This is a genomic window from Klebsiella sp. LTGPAF-6F, assembly GCF_001753185.1.
Classification (GTDB): Bacteria; Pseudomonadota; Gammaproteobacteria; order Enterobacterales; family Enterobacteriaceae; genus Klebsiella; species Klebsiella michiganensis.
The window spans coordinates 2,652,987-2,673,191 of sequence record NZ_CP017450.1; the positions used below are offsets into that span (position 1 = coordinate 2,652,987).

Below are 20,205 nucleotides of genomic sequence, written 5' to 3' on the forward strand. Positions count from 1 at the left end.
CCTTATGGTTTTGAATCGGTTGGGATCCGGCACAATCCCTGGGCGGGGATCTCCATGGCCGAATTAAAGCGCGCCGACAGGTTTTGTAAACCGATCAGCGCCGTGAGTTCGGTGAGCGCGCGGGCGTCAAACTGGCCTGCCAGCCTGTCGCGCAGCGCATCGTCGACCACCGGCGGCGTCATGCTGGCCGCCTCGGCATACTCCAGCGCCAGCCGCTCGCGGTCGCTGAACAGCGCGCTGTTCCGCCATTCGGCGACCGCCAGCAGCTTAGCGCTGCCGCCGCTGCGTTCCGCCAGCTTCATATTGGTGATATCAATGCAAAACTCGCACAGGCACAGCTGCGCGACGCGGGCGCTGACCAGCGATCTCAGCACCGGATCGAGGGGCGAACGCTTGCGTTCCAGATAGCCGACGAACATCGACACCAGGTAAAACACCAGCGGAATACGGCCCCACCAGCGGATAGGGCTGAGCACCTCGCCGTAGTGGCGACGATGCAGCCAGGCCTGCGGGCGAAGAATCAGCGGAATAGACTTCAGAGGGGGTAAGCTCATCGTGAACGCCTCTTTTGTTGTTCAAGATAGAGTGCTTTCGCGACGACCACCACAATCGCCAGCGCAAACAGGATCGATAAACCGGTCACCAGCCAGAATGTGCCGCCGGTCAGCAGGCTGCCGGTCCACGAATAGACTATCGTCGCGGGCAGCTGGCCGAGACCGGTGGCCAGCATAAAGTGGCGAAAGCGCATTGACGTCAGCCCGGCGGCGTAGCTCACCGGGTCGAAGGGAACGAAAGGGAGCAGACGGCAGATTAATATGGTGTGTTTGCCGTAGCGGGTAAAAAAGCCATCCATACTCTGCAGTACGCTCTTGCCGGTGAGCTTTTCCACCGCGTCGCGGCCGAGCGCTCTGGCGATAAAAAAGCACAGCGCCGCGCCGGCCATCGCGCTCACCCACGACAGCGCGCCGCCCCAGAAGGCGCCGAACAGGGAAGCGTTAGCGAAGGTGATCAGGAAGGCGGGAAGCGGGGCGATAATCGCCTGCAAAATCATCAGGGCGAAGGAGACCAGCGCCGCCTGCGGGCCCCAGGAGTCGATAAAGCGTTCAATAGCCTGCTGATCGAGCGTGGCAAAAGCGGCGAGGCTGCGCTGCATAAACTCATTGACGCCGGGTATCAGCCACCATGCCAGCAGAAGCGCAAACAGCGTCATGCCGATGGCTATCCGGTAGCGCGCGTTGCTATTTTTCATCGTGAGCCTGTATCCGTGATGTCTCGATTCGCCGATAGCGGGCATATCTTTTCGCCGCCTGAATCAGGACAAATAAAGCCAGCCCCGCGAGGGTCAGCTTCAGTATAAACAGGGGGGTGATACCCTCGCGGATAAGCTCGCTGGCCATCAGCGTATAGATAAATATGCCGGGCAAGGTGGTGAGGGCGGAAATAAAGGTAAACGTCCAGAATGGAATCGCCGTCAGGCCATAGGCGTAGTTCTGTACATTATAGGGAAACAGCGGGATGAGCCGGGTCAGAATTAAAAAATCGGTGCCGCTACGGGCGATGCCTTTTTCAATGGCCTGAAAAATCGCCGTCTGCCCGACGTATTTAAGCAGCAGCTCGCGGCCCAGCCAGCGGGCGAACAGAAACGACGCGGAGGAGGCGAGCGTCGCCGCCAGCAGCGATAGCAAGGTTCCCGCCAGCGGACCGAAAATCACCCCGCCGGCAATCACTAAAAGAGTGCCCGGTAGCAAAAAAAGGGTGGCGACGATAAACAGCAGAATATAGAGCGTATAGCCGAAGGCGCCGCTCTGGCGGATCATTTCGCGCAGACGATCAAAATGGGTAACCAGCCCGGCAAAACCCGATTGCTGAATAATACAGGCGACAATGCTCAATATCACCACAACAAAAAGCAGCTTATATTCTGCTTTATGACGGCTTCTTTTGCATTGGGTTCTCCTGTATGGCGCGGGCGGTCTGAAGTGCGCGCGACAGTATAATAGTTTGCCGCCGTTCACAATCTCTGACGGCGGCTTTTTTGATATGGCTCAGGCTCTCCGGACGGGAGAGCCTGACGGAGGGAATATTTAGACTTTAAAGGTCGCCCATACCGGCGCGTGGTCGGACGGCTTTTCCATTGCGCGAATTTCGTAGTCGATGCCGGTTTCGCTGCAGCGCTGCGCCAGCGGGGTGCTTGCCAGCAGCAGATCGATACGCAGCCCGCGGTTATCGTCAAAGCCCTTAGAGCGATAGTCGAACCACGAGAAGTGTTCGTTATCCTGCGGATTCGCATGGCGGTAAGTATCCACCAGGCCCCAGCCCAGCAGGCGCTCCATCCATTCGCGCTCTTCCGGCAGGAAGGAACACTTGCCGGTACGCAGCCAGCGCTTGCGGTTCTCTTCACCGATGCCGATATCGAGATCGGTCGGGCTGATATTCATGTCGCCCATGATCAGTACCGGATTCTCTTTATTCAGTTCGGTATCAAGGTAGTTTTGCAGGTTCTGATAAAACGCCGCCTTCGCCGGGAATTTGGTTTCATGATCGCGACTTTCGCCCTGCGGGAAATAGCCGTTAATCACCGTCACGTTGCCAAACGGGGAAGGGATTTCCGCCATGATGATGCGGCGCTGGGCCTCTTCACCATCGTTTGGGAAACCGCGACGCACGGAGATCGGCGTCTCTTTGGTCAGCAGCGCGACGCCGTAATGGCCTTTCTGCCCGTGATAAAAGACGTTATAGCCCAGCTTTGCCACCTCTTCGAGAGGAAACATATCGTCGTGAACTTTGGTTTCCTGTAGGCCGATGACGTCGGGCTGGTGTTTATCGATGATGGCGGCCAGCTGATGCGGGCGGGCACGCAGGCCGTTGATATTAAAAGAGACAAATTTCATAGTCGCTGCCACTGTGCAAGGTGAATAGTGCAGGGATGGTAGCAGAAATTCGCCGGGCTGGCTGCGCAAAGGCGCTTTATTCTGCCGATTGCAGCGGTTGGTAGCCTGTTTGCACAAACTGTGCACCATTCTGGAACGCGCTGCGCCAAAAAAGGGCGATTATTGCCGATAAATTTCGTCAAGGATCACAATTACAGAATTATATCTTACTCCTGCATAATCTTTCTTTTTATTCCACTGCAAAAGCCTCTTTTAGTATTTTTATTCACTTTTTATGCATTTTATGTGAATAACGGTCTTTCGTAACTTATTGATATTTCGTTGACGACCTCGATTTATGCATTTTTACCTCTGGCTGGCACGAACCGTGCAATCTACATTTACAGCGTAATAACCATATTCATTAACATTATTTAAACTTTTTATTTACCGGAAGAGGTCGATATGTCTCAGTCAATTACGCGTAGCAACTTTGATGAATGGATGATGCCTGTATACGCGCCAGCGGCTTTTATTCCGGTACGCGGCGAGGGGTCACGCCTGTGGGATCAGCAGGGAAAAGAGTATATCGATTTTGCCGGCGGCATTGCGGTGAACGCCCTCGGCCACGCTCATCCTCGGCTGGTTAAAGCGCTGACCGGGCAGGCGGAAAAGTTCTGGCATACCGGTAACGGCTATACCAATGAGCCGGTATTGCGTCTGGCTAAGCAGCTGATTGACGCCACTTTTGCCGACCGGGTCTTTTTCTGTAACTCCGGGGCCGAAGCCAACGAAGCGGCGCTAAAACTGGCGCGCAAATATGCCCACGATCGTTTCGGCAGCGAGAAAAGCGGCATCGTGGCGTTCAAGAATGCCTTCCACGGCCGCACGCTGTTTACCGTTTCCGCGGGCGGCCAGCCGGCCTATTCGCAGGATTTTGCGCCGCTGCCGCCGCAGATTCAGCACGCCATCTATAACGACCTCGACTCGGCAAAGGCGCTGATCGACGACAATACCAGCGCGGTGATCGTTGAACCGATGCAGGGTGAAGGCGGCGTCGTGCCTGCGGATGCGGACTTCCTGCGCGGCCTGCGTGAACTGTGCGATGCGCACAACGCGCTGCTGATTTTCGACGAAGTCCAGACCGGCGTCGGCCGTACCGGGGAGCTGTACGCCTATATGCACTACGGCGTGACGCCGGACGTGCTTTCCACCGCGAAAGCGCTGGGCGGCGGTTTCCCGATCGGCGCGCTGCTGGCATCGGAGCGCTGCGCCAGCGTGATGACCGTCGGCACCCACGGCACGACCTACGGCGGCAACCCGCTGGCCTGCGCGGTGGCGGGAGAAGTGTTTTCCATCGTCAACACCCGCGAAGTGCTCAGCGGCGTTAAGCAGCGCCATCAATGGTTCTGCGAACGGCTCAACGCGATTAACGCGCGTTACGGCCTGTTTAAAGAGATTCGCGGCCTGGGGCTGCTTATCGGCTGCGTGCTGAAGGATGAATATGCCGGCAAGGCGAAGACCATCAGTAATGAGGCGGCGGAAGAGGGGCTGATGATGCTGATCGCCGGCGCCAACGTGGTGCGTTTCGCTCCGGCACTGATTATCAGCGAAGAAGAGATCAACGCCGGGCTGGATCGCTTCGAACTGGCCTGCAAACGTTTTCTCGCGGGGGTCTCATCATGATGGTGATCCGTCCTGTAGAAAAAGGCGATCTGCCGGGGCTAATGACCCTGGCGGGCGAGACCGGCGGCGGCCTGACGTCGCTGCCGGCCGATGAAGCCACGCTGGCCGCGCGCATTGAACGCTCGCAGATGACCTGGCGCGGCGAGCTGCCGAAAAGCGAGCAGGGTTATGTGTTCGTTCTTGAGGACTGCGCCAGCGGCGCGGTAGCGGGAATTTGCGCCATTGAGGTGGCCGTGGGGCTTAACGACCCCTGGTACAACTATCGCGTCGGTACCCAGGTGCACGCATCGAAAGAGCTTAACGTCTACAACGCCCTGCCGACGCTGTTTCTCAGTAACGACCATACCGGCAGCAGCGAACTGTGTACGCTGTTCCTGGACCCAAAATGGCGTAAAGAGGGCAACGGCTATCTGCTGTCGAAATCGCGTTTTCTGTTTATGGCCGCCTTTCGCGAACGTTTCAACGATAAGGTCGTGGCGGAAATGCGCGGCGTCATTGACGAACACGGCTACTCGCCGTTCTGGGAGAGTCTCGGGAAACGCTTCTTCGCGATGGAGTTCTCCCGCGCCGACTACCTGTGCGGCACCGGGCAGAAGGCGTTTATCGCCGCGCTGATGCCGAAGCACCCGCTGTATATCGACTTTTTAAGCGACGAAGCGCGAGCGGTCATCGGCGAGGTCCATCCGCAAACCGCGCCGGCACGCGCGGTGCTGGAGAAAGAGGGATTTCGCTATCTCAACTACGTCGATATCTTCGACGGCGGCCCGACGCTGGAGTGCGAAATTGACCGGGTGCGGGCCATTCGCAAAAGCCGGCTGGTCACCGTCGTTGAAGGCCAGCCCGCGCCGGGCGAGTGGCCGGCCTGTCTGGTTGCTAATGAGCAGTACCAGCAGTTTCGCGCCATGCTGGTTCACGCCGACCCGGAGAGCGACCGCCTGGTGCTAAGCGCGCGCGAGCTGGATGCCCTGAAATGCCACCCCGGCGACCAGATTCGCCTGGTTCGTTTGTGCCCTGAGGAGAAAAAATCATGAGTTTATGGATTAACGGCGACTGGCAAAGCGGTCGCGGCCCGGCCCGTAGTAAACATAACCCGGTAAGCCAGGCGCTGCTGTGGCAGGGCAACGATGCCGATGCCGGGCAGGTGGCGCTGGCGGTCACCGCGGCGCGCGCGGCGTTTCCCGCGTGGGCGCGTCAACCGTTTGCCGCCCGGAAAGCGATAGCGGAAAAGTTTGCTTCGTTACTGGAAGCGAACAAAGGCGAATTAACCCGGATTATCGCCCAGGAGACCGGCAAACCGCGCTGGGAAGCGGCAACGGAAATTACCGCGATGATCAACAAAATCGCCATTTCGGTGAACGCGTATCATAGCCGTACGGGGGAAGCGCAGACCGCGATGGCGGACGGAGAGGCGACGCTGCGCCATCGGCCGCACGGCGTGCTGGCGGTCTTTGGCCCCTACAATTTTCCCGGACACCTGCCTAACGGGCATATCGTTCCGGCGCTGCTGGCGGGAAATACCGTGGTATTCAAACCCAGCGAGCTGACGCCTCAAAGCGGAGAGGCGGTGGTGAAGCTATGGGCCGAAGCCGGCCTGCCGCCGGGCGTGCTTAACCTGCTCCAGGGCGGGCGGGAAACCGGCGAAGCGCTGAGCGGCCAGGCGGACATCGACGGCCTGCTATTTACCGGCAGCTCTGCGACGGGTTTTCAACTTCATCGCCAGCTTGCCGGGCAGCCGGAAAAAATTCTCGCTCTCGAGATGGGCGGCAACAACCCGCTGATCGTCGATGACCCACAGGATATCGACGCCGCGGTCCATCTGACCATTCAGTCGGCGTTTATTACTGCCGGACAGCGCTGTACCTGCGCGCGGCGGCTGCTGGTAAAACGCGGCCAGATCGGCGATGCGTTTCTTCAGCGGCTTGTGACGGTGTCACAAACGCTGATTCCCGACGCGTGGGACGCCGAACCTCAGCCGTTCCTCGGCGGGTTAATTTCAGCGCAGGCCGCGCAAAAGGTACATCAGGCCTGGCTGGCCCACGTGGCCAGCGGCGGAAAAACCCTGCTGGAGCCGCGCCTGCTGCAGGCCGGAACCTCGCTGCTGACGCCGGGTATTATCGAGATGAGCGCGGTGGCGCAGGTGGCCGACGAAGAGGTCTTCGGGCCGCTGCTCTGCGTCTGGCGCTATGACCATTTCGATGAGGCGATTGCCCTCGCTAACGCGACCCGTTTCGGGCTTTCCTGCGGGCTGATCTCCGCCGAACGCGACAAATTCGACCAGCTGCTGCTGGAGGCGCGGGCCGGGATCGTTAACTGGAACAAACCCTTAACCGGCGCCGCCAGCACCGCGCCGTTCGGCGGTACCGGCGCTTCCGGTAACCACCGGCCGGGGGCGTGGTACGCCGCAGACTATTGCGCCTGGCCGATGGCCAGTCTCGAATCACCGGAGCTGGCGCTGCCGGCAACCCTCAGCCCCGGGCTGAATTTCCGTAAGGAGACATCACAATGAAAGCCCGGGAAGTGAACTTTGACGGGCTGCCGGGCCTGACCCACCACTATGCGGGTTTATCTTTCGGCAACGAAGCCTCGACGAAGCACCGCTATCGGGTGTCGAACCCGCAGCTGGCGGCAAAGCAGGGGCTGAAAAAAATGAAAGCGCTGGCGGATGCTGGCTATCCGCAGGCGCTGATCCCGCCGCAGGAGCGGCCAAACATTCCGCTGTTGCGGCAGATCGGTTTTAGCGGTAGCGATGAGCAGGTGCTGGAAAAGGCGGCGCGCCAGGCGCCGGAACTGCTCTCGGCGGTCAGCTCCGCGTCATCGATGTGGGTGGCTAACGCCGCCACGGTCTCGCCCTCGGCCGATTCGCTGGATGGCCGGGTGCATCTGACCGTCGCCAACCTGAACGATAAATTCCATCGCGCCAGCGAAGCGCCGACCACCGAAGCGCTGCTGCGGGCGATTTTCCCCGATGAGCAGCGGTTTGCCGTACACGGCGCGCTGCCCCAGGTATCGCTGTTCGGCGATGAAGGGGCGGCAAACCACAACCGCCTCGGCGGCGACTATGGCGCGCCCGGCGTGCAGCTGTTTATTTACGGCCGCCAGCAGGGGGGCGAAGATAATCCGCTGCGCTACCCGGCGCGGCAGACGCTCGAGGCCAGCCAGGCCGTCGCCCGCCTGAATCAGGTCAATCCCCGGCAGGTGATTTTCGCCCGACAAAATCCGGCGGTGATTGATAAGGGCGTGTTTCATAACGATGTGATTGCGGTAAGCAATCAGCAGGTGCTGTTTTGCCACGAGCAGGCGTTTGTTGACCAGCCGCAGCTCCTGCAGCAGCTGGCGCAGCAGGTCTCCGGCTTTACGCCGCTGGTGGTGCCGGCGAGTCAGGTTTCGGTGGAAGAGGCGGTGGCGACCTATCTGTTCAACAGCCAGCTGCTAAGCAAAGAAGAAGGCGGGATGCGGCTGATTTTGCCGCTGGAAGCGCAGGAACACCCGGGCGTCTGGCGCTACCTGAACCGGCTGGTGGAGGGCGATAACCCCATCGATGAGCTACAGGTTTACGATCTGCGTGAAAGCATGGCTAACGGCGGCGGCCCGGCCTGCCTGAGGCTGCGGGTGGTGCTGACGGAGGACGAGCGACAGGCGGTGAATCCGGCGGTCATAATGAACGATACGCTGTTCGCCACCCTGAATGACTGGGTAGACCGCTACTATCGCGATCGCCTGACCCAGGTCGATCTCGCGGATCCGCAGCTGCTGCGCGAAGGCCGCGAGGCGCTCGACCGCTTAACGCAAATCCTGCGCCTGGGCTCAGTGTATCCGTTTCAGCAATAAGGAGGCGTCGTGGACGACTTTCTGGCACTTACTCTGGCGGGGCGTCTGCCCCACCATTTCCATGGTCAAACCGCGCATTTCCGCTGGCACTGGATTGACTGCGGTATTCTGCAGCTCATTCCTCATGAACCCTGCGATCGGTCATTGGTTTTGTCATCCGGGCTTCACGGCAATGAAACCGCGCCGGTCGAAATCACCGATTTACTGCTGCGGCAGCTGTTTCGTGGGGAAATACCGCTCCGCTGGCGGCTGCTGGCGATCTTTGGTAACCCTCCGGCGCTGCGGGCCAACAAGCGCTATATGCACAGCGATATCAACCGGATGTTCGGCGAGCGATGGCGCGCTTTTAGCGTCAGCGATGAAACCGTTCGCGCCCGGCAGCTGGAGCATGCGCTGGCGCGATTTTATGCCGGGACGCCCGGCGAGCGCTGGCACCTGGATTTACATACCGCCATACGCGGTTCGCTGCATACCCGCTTTGGTGTCCTGCCGGCGCGGGATACGCCGTGGGATGAAGCGTTTTTGCGCTGGTTAGGGGCGGCAGGGCTGGAGGCGCTGGTGTTTCATCAGCAGCCTGGCGGGACTTTTACCCATTTCAGCTGCGAACGCTTCGGCGCGCGCTCCTGCACGCTGGAGCTCGGCAAGGCGCTACCTTTTGGCGAAAACGATCTGCGCTTGTTCGCGACGACTCAACGCGCGCTGTCGCTGCTGCTGGCGGGAGAAGTGGCGGCGGAAGAGGCGCACGCGCCGCTGCGCTACAGGGTGGTACAGCAAATTACCCGCAGCAGCGACAGTTTCCGGCTGCATATGTCGGCGCAGACGCTGAACTTTACGCCGTTTGCCGCCGGGACGCTGCTTGCTGAGGATGGCGATACCCGCTACATAGTGGAAAAGGATCAAGAGTACGTTTTGTTTCCCAACCCCAGCGTCGCCTTCGGCCAGCGCGCCGGGCTCATGCTGGAGCGCTTCCGGTGAATCCGTCGCCCGTCCGGGCGGCGGCATTTATTTCAGCGTTTATTTTTCCGCAGTCATCTTATTTTTTCGTGCTCTGTCCATTGATTGCAGATTATTCCTGGTTAAATGCTTTGTTTTTAATCTCCGCTGATTTATAATCTTCATAATTTCCCACTAAAACAGTTGCTTATTTATTTTCTATTGCATTTGTTCCCTCATTTTCCTTATTTTCTCCATAATTGGCGAGAAAATGTTTTTTACACTTTCAATGTTTTACGCTTGCTCTGATTAATTGACGATAAACGTCGTAAAGTTAATCTCGTCAACACGGCAACGCGCCGTAAGAATAACGCAAAGTAAGGATTGAACTATGAAGAAGATTACTGCACTGTTTGTTGCCTCTACTCTGGCTCTGGGCGCGGCTAACCTGGCCCACGCGGCTGACGCTACTGCAACCCCAACCGATAACGCGCCGATGATGCATCATAAGCGCGGACCTGCGGGCCCACATGAAATGATGTTTAAAGGGCTGAACCTGACCGATGCGCAGAAAACGCAAATCCGCGACATTATGAAGAGCCAGCGCGACAACATGAAGCGTCCGTCCCTGGATGAGCGCCGCGCGATGCATGAGCTGGTAGCCAGCGATACCTTCGATAAGGCAAAAGCGGAAGCGCAGATTGATAAGATGGAAGCCCAGCATAAAGAGATGGCGCTGGCTCGTCTGGAAACCCAGAATAAGATTTACAACATTCTGACGCCGGAACAGAAAAAGCAGTTCAATGCCAATTTTGAGAAGCATCTGACAGATCGTAAAGCGCCGGAAGGTAAAATGCCTGCACCTGCTGAATAACTCAGCGCGCTGACTTAAGACCGCCGGTCTTGCCCAATAACGCCAACAGGCTTTGGGCAGGACCGGCGGTTTTTCTTTATCTGTAGCGACAAGCTGATTTACCCGGCAGGGACGAATGTGCCAGTATGAGTGCCATCGCCACGGACTCTGGTGTCCTGGTCTAAAGCCTACTCTGCTCATGGATCTTGCATATGGAAATGTATATCGGCCTCGCCGTCCTCGTTGTCGTCCTCATCTGGGTCGTGATGACCTATAACCGCTTTATCTCCCTGCGACGTTTCAAAGACGAAGCCTGGAGCGGCATTGCCGTACAGCTTAAGCGCCGCCACGACCTGGCGCCGAATCTGCTGAGCCTGGTGAAACGCTATGCGCAGCATGAAAAAGAACTGCTGGAAGAGATCTCCCGCCAGCGCGGCGAACTGGTCGGAAGCACCCGACAGATCGCCGACAGCGAACGCCAGTACTCGGGTACGCTAGGGCGCGTTTTCGCGCTTGGCGAAGCGTACCCGGAACTTAAAGCCAGCGAAAACTACCTTGCCTTACAGCAATCTCTCAGCGAAATAGAAGAGCAGCTGCAGATGGCTCGCCGCTACTTCAACGGTACGGTGCGCGATTTCAATATCCTGGTCGAGTCTTTCCCCAGCCTGCTGCTGGCGCGACTGTTTAATTTTCAAACGGAAGTGTTCTTCGAGCTGGACTCACCAGAAGAAGCTAAATCACCGCGGATGGCGTGATTAAATGGCGAATTTACTTTTTCGGGGGCTGCGCACCCTCGTCCTGCTGCTGCTTCTGAACATCAGCGCGGCTTTTGCCGCCGGCGACATGATCATCATCAAGGATGCTTCCCAGCTTCCCGCTGGCGCTATTCCAGCGTATGAACATATCCTCTCTTTCGATGCCCGGGCGCGCTTTAACCCGGACGGTAGCATGGAGATGCGGGAAAATATCAAAGTACTTTCTCTGGGCAGGCAGATTCGGCGGGGAATTTTCCGTACGCTGCCCCTGACCTGGAACCGCCAGGACGGCAAGATCTTTCGCGTGTATTACGCGATCGAGTCGGTGTCGCGCGATGGCGTGCCTGAGCCGTTTAGCCTTGATGAAGCGGAAAAAAACCTGACGGTACGCATTGGCAGCGGCGAACGGCTCCTGAAACCAGGGATCTATAACTACGAGATTCGCTATCAAATCAGCAACCATTTCAGCCGCTTCCCCGAATGGGATGAGCTTTACTGGAACGTGACGGGCAATGACTGGGCGTGGCCTATCAGCAAGGCCAGCTTTCGTCTTGAACTGCCGGACGCCGCCGGAAATCTCAACGCCGACGCTAAGGACGCCAGAGTGCGATCGCTTGATGTTTATACCGGCGTCGCAGGGGCGAAAGAACACAACGCGCAGGTGCTTCCTGACGGTAGCGTCCGCACCCTGCGGCCTCTGGCGCGGGGGGAGGGGCTGACCGTTGTCTATACCTGGCCTCGGTCGATCCTTGCCGATGCTCCGGCGCCGGAGGCCGCTTTGCCGCTGGTGCATCTCCTTATCCCCACCCTAAAAACCGGCGTGGTCTGGCTACCTCTGCTGCTGATGGCCGCTTATTACCTGATGTGGTGGCGAAAAAACGTCACCAAAGCCGGGCTAAAAATGCCGCCGGTCGTTGCGCTTTATTCGCCTCCTCCCGGCATGTCTCCGGGCTACCTGCGTTTTATCACCCGGCGTAAATATGATGATGTGGCTTTTAGTAGCGATTTATTAGCGCTGGTGGCTAAACGCGGAATGGCGGTCAGCGGGGACAGTCAACACACCCCTAACCCGTGGCTTGCGAACGCCGGCGTAAAACAGCGGCTGACCCGTTTGCCCGTCGAGGGAAACCGGCAATTAAACTATGATGACAGGCAGCTATTAAGTACGCTTTTTAAGGGTAAACAAAAAAATATCGATCTCAGCAAGGCCCATCAGCGATCGATGCAGACAGCGCGTGAAGAGCAGGAAAAGCGTTGTGAAGCGCAGCGGGATAAATTATTTCGCAAATGGGGGCAGCCGCTGCGGCGCTGCATCTACATTGCGCTGTTGGTGCCGGTGGCCTGCGGTCTTTGGGTTAATACGGAGGCCGCGCTGCTGACGATACCGGCCGCGGTTTTTATGCTGATTGGCGGAGCGATGCTCGCCTGTTTGCTGCGCTTTATATGCCGCCCGCGGGAAATGTGGCGTGCCTGGGGGCCGGTGCCGCTCTTTTTTTTGGCGATCTTCGGCCCCTTCGCGACGCTGGGAGGCGGGATTTTTCTCTTTGGTATACTGCCCATCACCCAGCTTCCGTCAGGATACATTGGCGCGCTTATGGCCGCGCTGGTGCTCTGCGTTTTCGTGGCCTGGAAAACGCCTCGCTATACGCAGCGCGGGCTTGATGAACTGGCTATCGCGAAAGGATTGATGCGCTATCTGGGCACCGCCGAAAAGCATCGTTATCAGATTATCTATCCGCCCGAGCAGATGATTTCCCATTTTGAAGCGCTGCTGCCGGTTGCCCTGGCGCTTGGCGTAGGGAAAACATGGGCAAATACCTTTGCCCACTACCTGAGTAGTACAGGCGCCGTGTCGCATGCGTTTGCCGGCGCCGACTGGGGAAGCGTCCACCACTTCAGCGAAGCCTGCCGAACCGCCTCTATGTCAACGCCGGATAGCGGTTCAGGGAACGGTTCATCATCAGGTTCCGGTTACAGCGGCTCCGGTTCCTCCGGAGGCGGTTCATCCGGAGGCGGCTCTGGCGGGGGCGGCGGGGGCGGCTGGTAATTGCCCCGATAGCGCATCGGGGCTGACATTCGCCTCACAGAGGATGGAGCTTATAGCGGCCGCTGAGCAGCGGCTTACACAATATTTTATAACCGTCATGGTCAAATTTGGCCGACAGGCGCGTGAGTGATGACGCCTGCGACAGAGACTCTACCGCGCCGAGCCAAAGCCAGTTTTGAATAATGTGGTATTGGGTCATATCCTCGCTGCTCTCTTCCAGCGCGATCGCCCCGGCCCAGGGCCAGCATACCAGCTGCATCTTTTGCATATTGTCGACCAGACGCTGCTGGTGTGCTTCAACGCTCTCTTTTCCGCAACAGGCGCCCGCGCAGCGGCCGAGCGCCGAACGAAAGCAGGCCCGCCCGCGGTTGAGCGGCTCGAGGCCCATTAATCCGTAGCACAGGCGATGCTCGTCGGCAATTTTTTGCAGCGCCTGCAGCGCCGCGCGGCGGTTGGCAAAAAGACCATAGAGATCGCTTTGCAGGGAAAAATCCAGCTCGCTGGCGTACACCACCTGCGGACGGGCGTCAGCCAGGCGTAATGAACATAGCTGTCGGTTTTGCCGCAGACGCTTATTGAATAGCGGCTGCTGTTCTTTAATGAGCTGTGCCTCTAATAAGAGTGCGCCCAGCTCTCCCGCCGTTCGTTGCCAGGTAATGCGCCGGGACTGGCGCAGCATCGCCGCTTCGTCGGGCGTGCGCAGATGCGACAACACCCGGCTGCGGATATTCACGCTTTTCCCGATATAGAGCGGTAGGGTATCGCTTTCGCCGTGGAACAGATACACTCCCGGCTGCCTGGGCAAAGCCTCAAGCCACGGACGCAGATGTTCGGGATACTCATAAATTGCCGCCGCTTCAAATTCGAGACGCGGGGCGGATTGCCTTCTTGCCACTTTTGCTCCTGGTGCTGGTTATTTATCCAGTATAGCAGTCGAAGGAAGAGGCGAAAAGGATAAAAAATCGCCCCGAACCGGGTCGGGGCGGAGGGGGAGAGGCGAATTACTTTTTCCAGAAGTCGTCGAAGACCGTAATCGGCGGTCGGCGTTTATGCTCGGTTTTCAAATACCAGCCTTCAATCGTTTTCGCAATTTTCTCATCCAGCGCTTTGCCTTCCAGATAATCATCGATATTTTCGTAGGTCACGCCCAGCGCCACTTCGTCCGGCAGGGAGGGGCGGTCGTCCTCAAGATCGGCGGTCGGCAGCTTTTTATACAGATGCTCCGGGCAGCCTAGCTGGGCCAGCAGCTGTTTGCCCTGGCGTTTGTTAAGGCGAAAGATAGGGTTAATATCCGTACCGCCATCACCGTATTTGGTGAAGAATCCGGTAATGGCTTCCGCCGCATGGTCGGTACCCACCACGACGCCGTGGGTCATTCCGGCGATGCTGTACTGAGCCTTCATGCGTTCGCGGGCTTTTTCGTTACCGCGAACAAAGTCGCTAAGTTCAATCCCGGCCTCGCGCAGCGCCTGTTCGCTGGCCAGCACGGCGCCTTTGATATTGACCGTTAATACGCGATCCGGCTGAATAAAAGCGATAGCGTCCTGGCAGTCCTGCTCATCCGCCTGCACGCCGTAGGGCAGGCGCACGGCAATAAACTGCAGGCTGCTGTCACCGGTTTCGGCACGCAGTTCGTTGATGGCTAACTGACACAATTTACCGGTTAGCGTTGAATCCTGGCCGCCGCTGATGCCGAGGACCAGTGATTTAATAAAAGGGTATCTCTGAAGATAGGCCTTCAAAAAGTCTACGCTGCGGCGTATCTCGGCTTCGACATCGATCTGGGGTTTTGCGCCCAGCGCCTGAATAATCTCTTGTTGTAGCGTCATTGCGCCCTCCGGGAAGTGAATCTGTTTGCCAATAAGCAGTGGTTTAACCTACCTCTTTGCCGGTAAAACGACAAGGATCACAATTTTGAGTGAAGCAAAAGCAGGCAACCTCAACAAGAGGGGATTTATTATTGGAAAGCTCTTAATTTCGCTTCATTTCCACCTTCGGCTTGAAAAATAACGATATTTATTCCAGGCTTATTAACACGCCAAAAAAAAGAGGATGGTATATGAACAAGCATTTTGCAGGATTTCTGGGCGCAGCAGCAGTATTGACCCTGCTGGCAGGGTGTACGGCCTACGACCGTACGAAAGATCAGTTCACTCAACCCGTGGTTAAAGACGTTAAGAAAGGCATGACCCGCGCGCAGGTTGCGCAAATTGCCGGTAAACCTTCATCAGAAGTCACCATGATCCACGCGCGCGGTACCTGCCAGACATATATCCTGGGTCAACGCGATGGTAAAATTGAAACCTACTTCGTTGCGCTGGATGAAACCGGCCGCGTGATGAATTCTGGTTATCAGACCTGCGCCGAGTACGATACCGACCCACGCAACAGTAAGTAACGCCCCGCCATAGTGCTGATTCCTACGAAAGCCCGACCAGTGGTCGGGTTTTTTTATGAGTTCTGATGCTTATTTAATTGCGCGAATTATTTGAGGGAAATGTGAAGGCAGTCAAAACGCGAGGTCAATGAGAGACAATTCTGTTCAAGGAGGAATTATCCTGCTGTCGATCGATGCCGTATACTCAATGCATAAACAATACTAATTCAAAGAAACATCTCTTACCGCCTCTCAGGCATCAATGCTGCAGAGAGGACCGGGTCACACAAATTGAGGAAGCGTTCATGGAAAAGAAACATATCTACCTGTTCTGTTCTGCTGGGATGTCGACATCACTGCTGGTATCGAAAATGCGTGCCCAGGCCGAGAAGTATGAAGTGCCGGTGATTATTGAAGCATTTCCGGAGACCTTAGCCGGTGAAAAAGGACCTGATGCGGATGTCGTATTATTAGGCCCACAAATTTCCTATATGCTGCCGGACATTCAGCGTTTACTGCCAAATAAACCCGTAGAAGTCATTGATTCTGTTTTGTACGGTAAGATCGATGGTTTAGGTGTTCTGAAAGCGGCCGTTGCGGCCATTAAGAAAGCTGCTGCACAATAATTTTATTTTAAAACTCGACATATTTCGGATAGCAGCGGTTAGAATTTCGTGAGGGTGTGTTTTAGCTGCTCGCTGTCCGAAATACCCAGAGTTTATTTTCCCGTCAAAGAGTAATTTCATCTATCATTGCCGCAGTGACTATATTGCGGCCTTAAAGGGTATTTATTATGAGTAAAGTGATTGACTCGCTTGAAAAAGTACTCCTGCCTTTTGCCGTCAAAATAGGAAGGCAGCCCCACGTCAATGCAATTAAAAACGGCTTTATTAAGTTAATGCCATTGACGCTAGCCGGGGCGATGTTTGTTTTAATTAACAACGTATTTTTGAGCTTTGGCGACGGCTCATTCTTTTATTCAATGGGCATCCGTCTGGATGCGTCTACAATAGAAACGCTTAACGGTTTTAAAGCTATCGGCGGTAACGTTTATAACGGTACGCTTGGCATTATGTCGCTGATGGCGCCTTTCTTTATTGGCTCCGCTTTAGCTGAGGAGCGGAGAGTAGACCCGATGGCCGCCGGTTTACTGGCCGTTGCGGCATTTATGACCGTCACGCCTTATAGCGTCGGTGAAGCCTACGCCGTGGGCGCGAACTGGTTAGGCGGCGCCAATATCATTTCTGGTATTGTCATCGGTCTGGTCGTTGCCGAGATGTTCACCTTTATCGTTCATCGCAACTGGGTGATTACGCTGCCGTCCAGCGTGCCGGCTTCGGTTTCCCGTTCATTCTCTGCGGTTATTCCGGCCTTTATCATCCTCTCGATTATGGGGATTATCTCCTGGGCGTTGACCCACTGGGGGACTAACTTCCACCAGATCATCATGGACACTATCTCCACGCCGCTGGCTTCAATGGGCGCCGTCGTAGGCTGGGCATACGTCATTTTCACCTCGCTGCTGTGGTTCTTCGGCGTACACGGGTCGCTGGCGCTGTCAGCGCTGGATAGCGGAATCATGACGCCGTGGGCGCTGGAAAACATTGCAACCTACCAGCAGTACGGTTCCGTCGAGGCCGCGTTGGCCGCGGGTAAGAGCTTCCATATGTGGGCCAAGCCGATGCTGGATTCCTACATCTTCCTTGGCGGTACCGGCGCGACTCTGGGCTTAATTATCGCCATCTTTATCGCTTCACGTCGTGAGGATCATCGTCAGGTGGCGAAACTGGCGCTGCCGTCAGGCATCTTCCAGATTAACGAGCCAATCCTGTTCGGTCTGCCGATCATTATGAACCCGGTGATGTTTATCCCCTTCATTCTGATTCAGCCTCTGCTGGCGGCTATCACCATGACGGCTTATACCCTGGGCATCATCCCGCCGATTACCAATATCGCGCCGTGGACCATGCCAACCGGTTTAGGCGCCTTCTTTAACACCAACGGTAGCGTAGCCGCTCTGCTGCTGGCCCTGTTCAACCTTGCCGTGTCCACCCTGGTCTACCTGCCGTTTGTGGTGATTTCCAACAAAGCGCAGGGCGTCATTGAGCAGGAAGAGAGCGAAGAAGATATCGCTAACGCACTGAAATTCTAATATTGAGCGGTACGGAAGATTTCCCGTACCGTCCTGGAAATAAGGGAGTCATTATGTTTGATCTGGATAACATCGCAGCAGAAGAGACCGCGGTAAACGACCTCGAAGAGGTGGTGATGGGGCTGATTATCAACTCCGGTCAAGCGCGCAGCCTGGCTTATGCCGCGCTGAAGCAGGCAAAGCAGGGCGATTTCGAGGCGGCGAAAACGATGATGGAACAGTCGCGCATGGCGCTGAGCGAAGCGCACCTTGTGCAGACGCAGCTGATTGAGAGCGATGAGGGGGAAGGCAAAATGAAGGTGAGCCTGGTGCTGGTTCATGCGCAGGATCATCTGATGACCTCAATGCTGGCTCGTGAGCTGGTTGCCGAATTGATTGAGCTGCACGAGAAGGTACAATAGGTCATCGACACGATGAGGCAGCCAAAGATGATGACCACTGAAATCAGTACCGCCCGGGAGCAACAACTCTTTAACGGCAAGAACTTTCATGTGGTCATCTATAACAAAACGGAGAGCGTAAGTGGGCTTCACCAGCATGATTACTACGAGTACACCATCGTTTTAACCGGGCGCTATTATCAGGTTATTAATGGCAAGCGGGTGCTGCTGGAGCGCGGGGATTTTGTCTTCATCCCAATGGGGTCGCATCACCAGAGTTTTTATGAATTTGGTGCGACGCGCATTCTTAACGTTGGCATCAGCAAAAGTTTCTTTGAGAAACACTATCTGCCGCTGCTGCCGTTTGGTCTGGTCGCCTCACAGGTCTATGCCGTTAAAAGTACTTTTCTCAGTTATATTGAGTCGGTTATTGCATCACTGAATTTTCGTGAAACTGAATTCGACGAATTTATCGAGCTGGTGTCTTTTTACACCCTGAATCGTTTGCGGCATTATCGTGAAGAACCTACGGAAGACGTTATTCCGCAATGGTTAAAAAATACCGTTGAGGGTATGCACGATAAGCTTAAATTTGGCGAGGGGGCGCTGGAAAATATGGTCGAGCTTTCCGGGAAAACTCAGGAATACTTAACCCGGGCGACCCAGCGTTATTACGCCAAAACGCCGATGCAGATGATTAACGATATTCGCATCAACTTCGCCAAAAAACAGCTGGAGATAACCAACTACTCGGTGACCGATATCGCCTATGAGTCGGGGTACAGTAGCCCAAGTCTGTTTATTAAAACATTCAAGAAGCTGACTTCTTTTACCCCCAGCAGCTATCGGAAACACCTCACCAGTATTAATTAACCGGGCGCGGAATAGTCCGCGCGGTCTAAATATTCAAATTAACTGTCCGTATTTAAACGGAGAGCGGGTGCCGCATACGCGCTATCCGCAAGGGAGAAAAAGATGAGCCAGAAATTGAAGGTAGTGACTATCGGCGGCGGCAGCAGCTATACCCCGGAATTACTGGAAGGATTCCTGAAGCGTTATCATGAACTGCCGATTAGCGAACTGTGGCTGGTGGACGTCGCGGAAGGGCAGGAAAAGCTCGATATTATCCACGCGCTGTGCCAGCGCATGGTGGAAAAAGCCGGCGTCCCGATGAAAGTCTACAAGACCCTCGATCGCCGCGCGGCGCTGGAAGGCGCAGATTTCGTCACCACCCAGCTGCGCGTCGGCCAGCTTAAGGCGCGCGAAAAGGATGAGCGTATTCCGCTGAGCCACGGCTATTTAGGCCAGGAAACCAACGGCGCGGGCGGACTGTTTAAAGGTCTGCGCACCATTCCGGTCATTTTTGACATTGTGAAAGATGTGCAGGAAGTCTGTCCGAACGCCTGGGTGATTAACTTTACCAACCCGGCGGGTATGGTGACCGAAGCGGTTTATCGTCATACCGGCTTTAAGCGCTTTATCGGCGTGTGCAATATTCCTATCGGCATGAAGATGTTTATCACCGATGTGCTGAAGCTGAGCCCGAGCGATGAGCTCAATATCGATCTGTTTGGTCTGAATCATCTGGTGTTCGTGCGGGATGTGCTGGTCAACGGCGTTTCGCGCTTTGACGAGCTGCTTGACGGCGTGGCGTCGGGTCGATTGAGCGCAAACTCGGTGAAAAATATCTTTGATTTGCCGTTTAGCGAAGGGCTGCTCCGTTCGCTGCGCCTGATCCCTTGTTCCTATCTGCTCTACTACTTTAAGCCAAAAGAGATGCTGGCGATTGAAATGGGCGAGTACTACAAAGGCGGCGCCCGCGCGCAGGTGGTGCAGAAGGTTGAGAAACAGCTGTTTGAGCTGTACAAAGATCCGGATCTGAACGTTAAACCAAAAGAGCTGGAACAGCGCGGCGGGGCGTATTACTCCGACGCGGCCTGTGAAGTGATTAACGCCATTTACAATGATAAGCAGGCCGAACATTACGTGAACGTGCCGCACCATGGCCACGTGAATAACATCCCGGCCGACTGGGCGGTCGAGATGACCTGTACGCTGGGTCGCGACGGTGCGAAACCGACGCCGCGCATCACGCATTTCGACGAAAAAGTGCTGGGGCTGATTTACACCATTAAAGGCTTTGAAGTCGCGGCCAGCGAAGCGGCAATCAGCGGTAAACTGGATGACGTGCTGCTGGCGCTTAACCTGAGCCCGCTGATCCACTCCGATCGTGACGCAGAACAGCTGGCGCGTGAGATGATCCTTGCGCACGAGCAGTGGCTGCCAAACTTTGCGGCGACTATCGAAAAACTGAAACAGTAACG

20 protein-coding genes are annotated in these 20,205 nt (G+C 56.1%); 14 read left to right on the plus strand and 6 right to left on the minus strand.

Annotated features, from left to right (window positions below):
* Positions 1–2: 2 nt before the first annotated feature.
* From BJF97_RS12465 to xthA, 4 genes are all read right to left on the minus strand, one after another.
* A complete protein-coding gene (locus tag BJF97_RS12465; protein ID WP_032692749.1) occupies positions 3–554 on the minus strand; it encodes a carboxymuconolactone decarboxylase family protein in 552 nt (183 codons plus the stop codon).
* On the minus strand, positions 551–1,249 hold the full coding sequence (locus BJF97_RS12470; RefSeq protein ID WP_025106963.1) for a TVP38/TMEM64 family protein: 699 nt from the start codon (positions 1,247–1,249) through the stop codon (positions 551–553). The genes BJF97_RS12465 and BJF97_RS12470 overlap by 4 nt, the downstream gene beginning before the upstream one ends.
* A complete protein-coding gene (locus BJF97_RS12475; protein ID WP_369815896.1) occupies positions 1,239–1,874 on the minus strand; it encodes a TVP38/TMEM64 family protein in 636 nt (211 codons plus the stop codon). Before BJF97_RS12475 ends, BJF97_RS12470 begins: the two co-directional genes overlap by 11 nt.
* A gap of 210 nt (positions 1,875–2,084) precedes the next feature.
* Positions 2,085–2,891, minus strand: a complete 807-nt coding sequence (gene xthA, locus BJF97_RS12480) for an exodeoxyribonuclease III (RefSeq protein ID WP_032692747.1) — start codon at positions 2,889–2,891, stop codon at positions 2,085–2,087.
* A gap of 444 nt (positions 2,892–3,335) precedes the next feature.
* On the opposite strand from xthA, the gene astC reads away from it, so the two are divergent.
* From astC to BJF97_RS12520, 8 genes are all read left to right on the plus strand, one after another.
* Positions 3,336–4,556: a succinylornithine/acetylornithine transaminase gene (gene astC / locus BJF97_RS12485; protein WP_032692746.1), complete on the plus strand. Its 1,221-nt coding sequence runs from the start codon at positions 3,336–3,338 to the stop codon at positions 4,554–4,556.
* Positions 4,553–5,587 (plus strand): arginine N-succinyltransferase, encoded by a 1,035-nt coding sequence (astA, locus tag BJF97_RS12490; RefSeq protein ID WP_014228978.1) that lies wholly within the window; start codon positions 4,553–4,555, stop codon positions 5,585–5,587. Before astC ends, astA begins: the two co-directional genes overlap by 4 nt.
* Positions 5,584–7,062: a succinylglutamate-semialdehyde dehydrogenase gene (gene astD, locus BJF97_RS12495; RefSeq protein WP_014228979.1), complete on the plus strand. Its 1,479-nt coding sequence runs from the start codon at positions 5,584–5,586 to the stop codon at positions 7,060–7,062. The genes astA and astD overlap by 4 nt, the downstream gene beginning before the upstream one ends.
* The gene (gene astB / locus BJF97_RS12500) at positions 7,059–8,384 is read left to right on the plus strand and encodes an N-succinylarginine dihydrolase (protein WP_032692745.1); all 1,326 of its coding nucleotides are present in this window, start codon (positions 7,059–7,061) and stop codon (positions 8,382–8,384) included. The genes astD and astB overlap by 4 nt, the downstream gene beginning before the upstream one ends.
* 9 nt (positions 8,385–8,393) lie before the next feature.
* Positions 8,394–9,359, plus strand: a complete 966-nt coding sequence (astE, locus tag BJF97_RS12505; RefSeq protein ID WP_014838199.1) for a succinylglutamate desuccinylase — start codon at positions 8,394–8,396, stop codon at positions 9,357–9,359.
* 349 nt (positions 9,360–9,708) lie between these two features.
* Positions 9,709–10,191 carry an ATP-independent periplasmic protein-refolding chaperone Spy gene (gene spy / locus BJF97_RS12510; protein ID WP_014228981.1) on the plus strand — a complete coding sequence of 161 codons (483 nt, stop codon included), beginning with the start codon at positions 9,709–9,711 and terminating at the stop codon, positions 10,189–10,191.
* A gap of 191 nt (positions 10,192–10,382) precedes the next feature.
* Positions 10,383–10,925: a LemA family protein gene (locus BJF97_RS12515; protein WP_014228982.1), complete on the plus strand. Its 543-nt coding sequence runs from the start codon at positions 10,383–10,385 to the stop codon at positions 10,923–10,925.
* Positions 10,926–10,929: 4 nt separating this feature from the next.
* Positions 10,930–12,972, plus strand: a complete 2,043-nt coding sequence (locus BJF97_RS12520) for a DUF2207 domain-containing protein (protein WP_032692744.1) — start codon at positions 10,930–10,932, stop codon at positions 12,970–12,972.
* A 34-nt stretch (positions 12,973–13,006) separates the two neighbouring features.
* Here BJF97_RS12520 and cho read toward each other — a convergent pair whose 3' ends face one another.
* Together cho and nadE are read right to left on the minus strand one after the other, a co-directional pair.
* Positions 13,007–13,867, minus strand: coding sequence for an excinuclease Cho (cho, locus tag BJF97_RS12525; RefSeq protein WP_004850082.1), 861 nt, complete (start codon positions 13,865–13,867; stop codon positions 13,007–13,009).
* 106 nt (positions 13,868–13,973) lie between these two features.
* Positions 13,974–14,801, minus strand: a complete 828-nt coding sequence (gene nadE, locus BJF97_RS12530) for an ammonia-dependent NAD(+) synthetase (protein WP_004850083.1) — start codon at positions 14,799–14,801, stop codon at positions 13,974–13,976.
* 230 nt (positions 14,802–15,031) lie between these two features.
* Between nadE and osmE the strand changes: the two genes are divergently transcribed.
* From osmE to BJF97_RS12560, 6 genes are all read left to right on the plus strand, one after another.
* On the plus strand, positions 15,032–15,370 hold the full coding sequence (osmE, locus tag BJF97_RS12535; protein ID WP_004850085.1) for an osmotically-inducible lipoprotein OsmE: 339 nt from the start codon (positions 15,032–15,034) through the stop codon (positions 15,368–15,370).
* 284 nt (positions 15,371–15,654) lie between these two features.
* Positions 15,655–15,975: a PTS N,N'-diacetylchitobiose transporter subunit IIB gene (gene chbB, locus BJF97_RS12540; protein ID WP_004101340.1), complete on the plus strand. Its 321-nt coding sequence runs from the start codon at positions 15,655–15,657 to the stop codon at positions 15,973–15,975.
* A gap of 167 nt (positions 15,976–16,142) precedes the next feature.
* The gene (gene chbC / locus BJF97_RS12545) at positions 16,143–17,501 is read left to right on the plus strand and encodes a PTS N,N'-diacetylchitobiose transporter subunit IIC (RefSeq protein ID WP_004850089.1); all 1,359 of its coding nucleotides are present in this window, start codon (positions 16,143–16,145) and stop codon (positions 17,499–17,501) included.
* A gap of 53 nt (positions 17,502–17,554) precedes the next feature.
* Positions 17,555–17,902 carry a PTS N,N'-diacetylchitobiose transporter subunit IIA gene (gene chbA / locus BJF97_RS12550; RefSeq protein WP_004850090.1) on the plus strand — a complete coding sequence of 116 codons (348 nt, stop codon included), beginning with the start codon at positions 17,555–17,557 and terminating at the stop codon, positions 17,900–17,902.
* A gap of 27 nt (positions 17,903–17,929) precedes the next feature.
* Positions 17,930–18,754 (plus strand): transcriptional regulator ChbR, encoded by an 825-nt coding sequence (gene chbR / locus BJF97_RS12555; RefSeq protein ID WP_004121335.1) that lies wholly within the window; start codon positions 17,930–17,932, stop codon positions 18,752–18,754.
* Positions 18,755–18,856: 102 nt separating this feature from the next.
* Positions 18,857–20,203: a 6-phospho-beta-glucosidase gene (locus tag BJF97_RS12560; protein WP_032692743.1), complete on the plus strand. Its 1,347-nt coding sequence runs from the start codon at positions 18,857–18,859 to the stop codon at positions 20,201–20,203.
* The last annotated feature ends 2 nt before the right edge of the window (positions 20,204–20,205 follow it).